The sequence below is a fragment of the Streptomyces sp. NPDC096046 genome (assembly GCF_040303285.1).
Classification (GTDB): Bacteria; Actinomycetota; Actinomycetes; order Streptomycetales; family Streptomycetaceae; genus Streptomyces.
Genome location: NZ_JBEOSZ010000041.1, coordinates 1 through 5,912, shown reverse-complemented (window position 1 = coordinate 5,912; position 5,912 = coordinate 1). Strand labels below are relative to the sequence as shown.

Below are 5,912 nucleotides of genomic sequence, written 5' to 3'. Positions count from 1 at the left end.
GCGGAACCCGCGCACGCGGGTTCGGCCCGCCCACGTGAGGTGGCCGGCGGGCGGGCGACACACCAACGGTGGGGCGTCTCCCGGCCGGGAGACGCCCCACGGTTGGTTATGTCCGCTTCCCGGTCAGAGCGCCACGCCCAGCAGCGCGTCCACGGCCCGGGAGGCCACGCCGGGCGCGCCGATGTCCGTGCCGCCGCTCTGCTCCTGGAGCGCGACCCAGCGGTCGACCGCGGTGAGCGCGGCCGGGGCGTCCAGGTCGTCGGCGAGGGCCTCGCGGATCTCCTCGACGAGCGCCTCCGCCGGCGGCCCGTCGGGCCGGGACACGGCGGCCCGCCAGCGGCCGAGCCGTGCGACGGCGCCCTGAAGGACCTGGTCGGTCCACTCCCAGTCGGCGCGGTAGTGGTGGGCGAGCAGCGCGAGCCGGATGGCGGCCGGGTCGACGCCGTCGTACCGCAGCCTGGAGACGAAGACCAGGTTGCCCTTGGACTTGGACATCTTCTCGCCGTCGAGGGCGACCATGCCGGCGTGCACGTACGCCTTCGCCATGGGGAACTCGCCGGTCAGCGCCTGGGCGTGCGAGGCGCCCATCTCGTGGTGCGGGAAGGCGAGGTCGGAGCCGCCGCCCTGGATGTCGAAGCCCATGCCGAGGTGGTCGAGGGCGATGGCCACGCACTCGATGTGCCAGCCGGGCCGGCCGCGCCCGAGCGATCCGCCGTCCCAGCTGGGCTCGCCCTCGCGGGCCGCCATCCACAGCATCGGGTCGAGCGGGTTCTTCTTGCCCGGGCGGTCCGGGTCGCCGCCGCGCTCGGCGGACAGCAGCCGCATCGCCGCGGCGTCGAGGTTCGAGACCTTGCCGAAGTGCGGGTCGGACTCGACGGAGAAGTAGACGTCACCGTCGAGCTCGTAGGCGGCACCGGCGTCCCGGAGCCGCTCGACGAGCGGGACGATCCCGGGTATGGCCTCGACGGCGCCTATGTACTGCCGCGGCGGCAGCATCCGCAGGGCCGTCATGTCCTCGCGGAAGAGGGCCGTCTCCTTCTCGGCGAGCGCGGCCCAGTCGATGCCGTCCCGCTGCGCCCGCTCCAGGAGGGGGTCGTCGACGTCGGTGACGTTCTGGACGTAGTGAACCTGCCGCTTGGTGTCGAGCCACACGCGCTGCACGAGGTCGAACGCGTTGTAGGTCGCCGCGTGTCCCAGGTGGGTGGCGTCGTACGGGGTGATGCCGCAGACGTAGATACGGGCGACGGGACCGGGGTCGAGGGTGACGAGGCCGCCGGTCGCGGTGTCGTGGATCCTCAGGTCGCGGCCCTGACCAGGCAGGGCGGGGACCTCGGAAGCGGGCCAGGCATGCATGTCATGAGCCTAACCGGACTGGAGTTCCAGATACGAACGGGAGCGGGCCACTCGGCCGAGAAGGCGCTCTTGCGGTGTCCCGGGTGCCTGTGCTGTTACACGGGTGGCCAGGGGATCGCCGGCCACTGGCCGCTCGGCTCGGGGTGGGTCCCCGAGGCGAGCAGCGCGCCGACCCGCGCGCGGGTGGCGTCGATCTCGGCGCGGGTGATCAGCGGTTCGAGCCGCGCGGCCAGCGTCCCGCCCTCCGCCAGGCCCTTCCGCAGGCCTTCGAGGACCTCGACGGCCTCCTGCGGCAAGGGCTCCCCCGCCCAGCCCCACAGCAGGGTCCGCAGCTTGTTCTCGGCGTTGAACGTGACCCCGTGGTCGATCCCGTACAACCGTCCCTCACCGGTGGGCAGCAGGTGGCCGCCCTTGCGGTCGGCGTTGTTGATCACGGCGTCGAGCACGGCGAGCCGCCGCAGCCGTGCGTCGTCGGCGTGCACGAGCAGTGCGGTGCGTCCCTCGCCGACCTCGGCGAAGCCGATCGCCTTCCAGCCCGGCTCCGGTTCCTCGCCGTCGACCAGGGCGAGCAGTCGCGCCTCGGGCGTCACCTCGATCCACAGCTGGCACATGCCCTCGCCGTGGGGCCCGTCACGCAGCACGGTGGGCGGCACCAGGCCCCAGCCCGTCGCCTCGGAGACCTCGTACGCGGCGACCTCGCGCTGGGCCAGCGTGCCGTCGGGGAAGTCCCACAGAGGCCGCTCGCCCGTGATCGGCTTGTAGACGCAGGCCGCGTCCCGGCCGTCGTGGGACACCGTGCAGTACAGGGCCGCGTTGGAGGCCTCCCGGATGCGTCCGCGGACGGTCAGTTCGCCTCGGGCGAGCAGCTCGGCGGCGTGGGGCGGCGGCGTCACGCTCCGCGGCGGTATCCGTTCTGGCGCGGACATACGTGTCCTTCCGGGTCGAGCGGGAGGCTGCACAGCGGGCACGGCGGCCGCCCGGCGTTGACGACGTCGAGGGCGCGCTTGGCGAAGGCCCTGGCCTGCGCGCCGGTGAGCCGGACGCGCAGCATCGGGGGCCCGTTCTCCTCGTCCTGGAGCAGCCGCTCCTCGGCCTCGGCGAGGTCCTCCTCGGTCTCCGCGTCGAGCTCCACGAGCGCCTGCGCCTCGACGATCATGAGCTGCTCGTCGCCGTCCCAGGCGAGCGCCATGGTGCCGACCCGGAATTCCTCCTCGATGGGGGTGTCCAGCGGGGCGGTGTCGGTGTCCGGGGGTGCGACGGCGGGGACGTGGGCGCTGCCGCCGCTACGGCGTACGACCTCGTCGAGCAGTTCGTCCATGCGTTCGGCGAGCGCGGCGACCTGGGTCTTCTCCAGGGCCACGCTGGTCACGCGGGAGCCGGCGGAGGCCTGGAGGAAGAACGAACGGCGCCCGGGCAGTCCGACCGTACCGGCCACGAAACGCTCCGGATGGTCGTAGAGGAACACCTGACGGGACACGTCCTGTCTCCATGGGGATCGTGGGAAACGTATGAGCACGGCACTGCTGCGACCGCTTCACCCTACTGCGGCGAACGATCACGGTGCGCCCGCACCGCCCCCGACTTCGGCCTCCGTGCCCGGCGGTTCCTCGCGCGGCGCCAGGGACGTGAAGTCTCCGGTGTCGCCGAGCCGGACGAGGAACGGCCGCAGTCGTGTGTAGCGGATCGCGGTGATGGAACACGGTTCGACGGAAATCCGCTGGAAGAGGTCCAGGTGAAGTCCGAGTGCGTCGGCGACGAGCGACTTGATGATGTCGCCGTGCGAGCACATGAGGTAGACGGCGTCGGCGCCGTGGTCGCGCTCCACGCGCGCGTTCCACTCGCGGACCGCCTCGGCGGCACGTGTCTGCATGGCCCGCATGGACTCGCCACCGGGGAAGGCGGCCGCGGAGGGGTGCGCCTGCACCACCTCCATCAGGGGTTCGTCCGTGAGTTCGGCGAGTTTGCGTCCGGACCAGTCGCCGTAGTGGCACTCGCCGATGCGCTCGTCGGTGTGGGGGTTCAGGTCGGGGCGGGCGTCGAGCAGCGGCCGAATCGTTTCCTGGCAGCGCTGGAGCGGGCTGGTGACGATTGCGGCGAGAGGCAGTGCGGCCAGCCGCCCGGGGAGCGCGGCGGCCTGCGCGGCGCCGCGCTCGTCGAGGGCGACACCGGGCGTCCAGCCGGCGAGCAGTCCCTCGGTGTTGGCGGTGGAGCGTCCGTGCCTGACCAGGATCAGCGTGGGCATGCGCTCCAGCGTAGGCGCACGCGCGCGTGCGGTGTCGTTCGAGTGACGGGAGACTCGCTTCGTGATCGTCGACTGTGCCATCTACCGCGACGGACAGCGGACGGGAGGGCCCGAAGACCTCTCCGACGCCCTGGGTGAGGCCCGCACGGCGGGCGGATTCGTGTGGATCGGGCTGCACGAGCCGACGGAGGACGAGTTCGACCATGTGACCAGGGAGTTCGGGCTGCACCCGCTGGCCGTCGAGGACGCCCTCAAGGCCCATCAGCGGCCCAAGCTGGAGGTGTACGACGACTCGCTCTTCGTGGTGCTCAAGCCGGTGGCGTACGAGCCGCGGAGTGACACCGTCTCCTCCGGCGAGATCATGATCTTCCTGGGTGACTCGTTCGTGGTGACCGTCCGGCACGGCGAGGGCTCCCCGCTCAAGGCCGTCCGCGGGCGGCTGGAGCAGGAGCCGGAGCTGCTCGCCAAAGGCCCCACGGCCGTGCTGTACGCGGTCGCCGACGCGACCGTCGACCACTACCTGGACGTGGCGACCGAGTTGCAGACCGACCTGGAGGGCCTGGAGGCGGAGGTGTTCTCGCCGGCCGGCGGGGGCTCGCGGAACACGGCGTCCCGGATCTACGACTTCAAGCGGCAGGTCCTGGAGTTCCGCCGGGCGACCGGGCCGCTGGCCTCGCCGATGAGCCGGCTGGCGGGCACGGCGTCGATGGGTGTGACCGTGCCGTTCGTGGACGACCGGGCCCGGCCGTTCTTCCGGGACGTCAGCGACCACCTGACGCGCGTGAACGAGTCGGTGGAGAGCCTGGACCGGCTCGTGTCGGACATCCTCTCGGCGCACCTGGCGCAGATGAGCGTCCGGCAGAACGACGACATGCGGAAGATCTCCGCGTGGGCGGCCATGGCCGCGATCCCCACGATGCTGGCGGGGATCTACGGCATGAACTTCGAGCACATGCCCGAGCTGCGCTGGGTCTGGTCCTATCCGGCCCTGCTCGTGCTGATGGCCGCCCTGGAGGTGATGATCTTCCGGCTGTTCAAGCGCCGCGGGTGGCTGTAGCCGGGCCGGTCCGGGTGACATCGGGCTCCGGGGCCCCGGGGCCGCCGAGGGCGTTGCGGCGCTCGGGCGTCGTCAGCGACACCATCCGGCGCCAGCCGCCCAGGCGCTCGTGGACGTACATCGCGTGAATGCCCGCGGCGAGCACGGCCGACTTGGCCTTGGGCCAGCCGAGGATGCGCCCCATGTGCGCCATGACGGCGAGGCTGACGTCCCGGTAGATCCGCAGCTCGGCGAGCGCGCACTCGCGCAGGGTGCGCCGGATGGCCCGGTCGTGGCCCGCGGAGGTCAAGCGCAGCAGTTCCTCGTGGCAGTAGGCGAGGTGGTTGTCCTCGTCCTGGGAGATCTGCTTGAGCGCGCGGCCGATGTCGGGGTGGTCGGCGAAGTGCTTGCGGAGCTGGTCCATCTGATCGACGGCACGCTGTTCGGTGACCCTGCTGTGCGAGAGGTAGGTGACGATGTCCTGGACCGTGAGCGGCTCGTCGCGCTGCAGTTGCGCGTGGGCGACGCCGATGCCGTTCTTCTCCAGGAGCATCGTGTAGTCGGTCTCCGGCGGGACCGGGACCGGGTGGAGTCCGCGCTTCTTCAGCAGGGCGTTGAAGATCCGGCCGTGCTTGTCCTCGTCGGCGCCGTGCCGGCTGATCTTGGGGGCGAGTTCGCGCTCGGCCTCGGGCACGAGCGCGGCGATACGGGCGTTCTCCCAGCCGCCCTGGGACTCGCCACTCGCGGCGATGGAGCAGAACAGCGCGAAGGAGTCGTCGTTGTCGAGGATCTCCTGGAACAGACTCTTGGCCGAAAGCATCGTGGGCACCTCTCCCGCGCGCGTGGGCGAACTGCGGCATTCCGCAGGTTGCCGCGAAGAACGAGTCAAGTGCGGGGCCGGTAGTGCCGCAACAGGGATGAGGGACAACTCCGCCGAATGGCGGACACCGGGGCGGCTGTGCCGGGCCGGGTGGGGCGCTGTGCCGTAACCGGCGGCGGCCCCGCGTGTTGTTCCGCGTGACGGCCGTGGCGGGGAAGACCCCCGAGCCCCCACCACGGCCGCTGAAAGCCTCGAAGGCCCTTCTGATGGATCTCCGCGGGAGAAGGAGCGGCGTTCGGTGCGTGCTCTGGGGGTCCCCCCTGCTCGAAGAGCTTGGGGGAGTGCCGCGCGGAAGCCCTCGTAGCCGAGCTACCTGGGCTTTCGCGCGGTGCGGCGGTGGGGGCCCCTCCCGTTCGAGCGAAGCCGAGAGCGGGGGAGCGTGCCGGGCGTCGCGACGCCGC

At 71.8% G+C, this 5,912-nt stretch carries 6 protein-coding genes; 1 reads left to right on the top strand and 5 read right to left on the bottom strand.

The genetic code is table 11. The annotated features are described in order from the left end of the window. Nucleotides 1-123: 123 nt before the first annotated feature. The 4 genes from mshC to ABTX62_RS28385 all read right to left on the bottom strand — a co-directional run bounded on the left by mshC (nucleotide 124) and on the right by ABTX62_RS28385 (nucleotide 3,595). Nucleotides 124-1,353 carry a cysteine--1-D-myo-inosityl 2-amino-2-deoxy-alpha-D-glucopyranoside ligase gene (gene mshC / locus ABTX62_RS28400; RefSeq protein WP_352118853.1) on the bottom strand — a complete coding sequence of 410 codons (1,230 nt, stop codon included), beginning with the start codon at nucleotides 1,351-1,353 and terminating at the stop codon, nucleotides 124-126. 95 nt (nucleotides 1,354-1,448) lie between these two features. Next, nucleotides 1,449-2,279, bottom strand: coding sequence for an SCO1664 family protein (locus ABTX62_RS28395; RefSeq protein WP_352118852.1), 831 nt, complete (start codon nucleotides 2,277-2,279; stop codon nucleotides 1,449-1,451). After that, entirely contained in the window at nucleotides 2,243-2,830 is a 588-nt protein-coding gene (locus ABTX62_RS28390) for a DUF3090 domain-containing protein (RefSeq protein ID WP_352118851.1), read from the bottom strand. Before ABTX62_RS28390 ends, ABTX62_RS28395 begins: the two co-directional genes overlap by 37 nt. A gap of 78 nt (nucleotides 2,831-2,908) precedes the next feature. Then, entirely contained in the window at nucleotides 2,909-3,595 is a 687-nt protein-coding gene (locus ABTX62_RS28385) for a histidine phosphatase family protein (protein WP_352118850.1), read from the bottom strand. A 61-nt stretch (nucleotides 3,596-3,656) separates the two neighbouring features. On the opposite strand from ABTX62_RS28385, the gene corA reads away from it, so the two are divergent. Continuing rightward, nucleotides 3,657-4,652 (top strand): magnesium/cobalt transporter CorA, encoded by a 996-nt coding sequence (gene corA / locus ABTX62_RS28380; RefSeq protein WP_352118849.1) that lies wholly within the window; start codon nucleotides 3,657-3,659, stop codon nucleotides 4,650-4,652. On the opposite strand, the gene ABTX62_RS28375 is transcribed toward corA, so the two are convergent. Then, entirely contained in the window at nucleotides 4,630-5,451 is an 822-nt protein-coding gene (locus ABTX62_RS28375; protein ID WP_352118848.1) for a ferritin-like domain-containing protein, read from the bottom strand. The two genes, corA and ABTX62_RS28375, sit on opposite strands and share 23 nt — an antisense overlap. Nucleotides 5,452-5,912 lie beyond the last annotated feature (461 nt).

Excerpts from the sequence above, each read along its gene's own strand:
- ABTX62_RS28395 (WP_352118852.1), bottom strand. The coding sequence starts at position 2,279 with ATGTCCGCGCCAGAACGGATACCGCCGCGGAGCGTGACGCCGCCGCCC.
- ABTX62_RS28375 (WP_352118848.1), bottom strand. The coding sequence starts at position 5,451 with ATGCTTTCGGCCAAGAGTCTGTTCCAGGAGATCCTCGACAACGACGAC.
- ABTX62_RS28385 (WP_352118850.1), bottom strand. The coding sequence starts at position 3,595 with ATGCCCACGCTGATCCTGGTCAGGCACGGACGCTCCACCGCCAACACC.
- mshC (WP_352118853.1), bottom strand. The coding sequence starts at position 1,353 with ATGCATGCCTGGCCCGCTTCCGAGGTCCCCGCCCTGCCTGGTCAGGGC.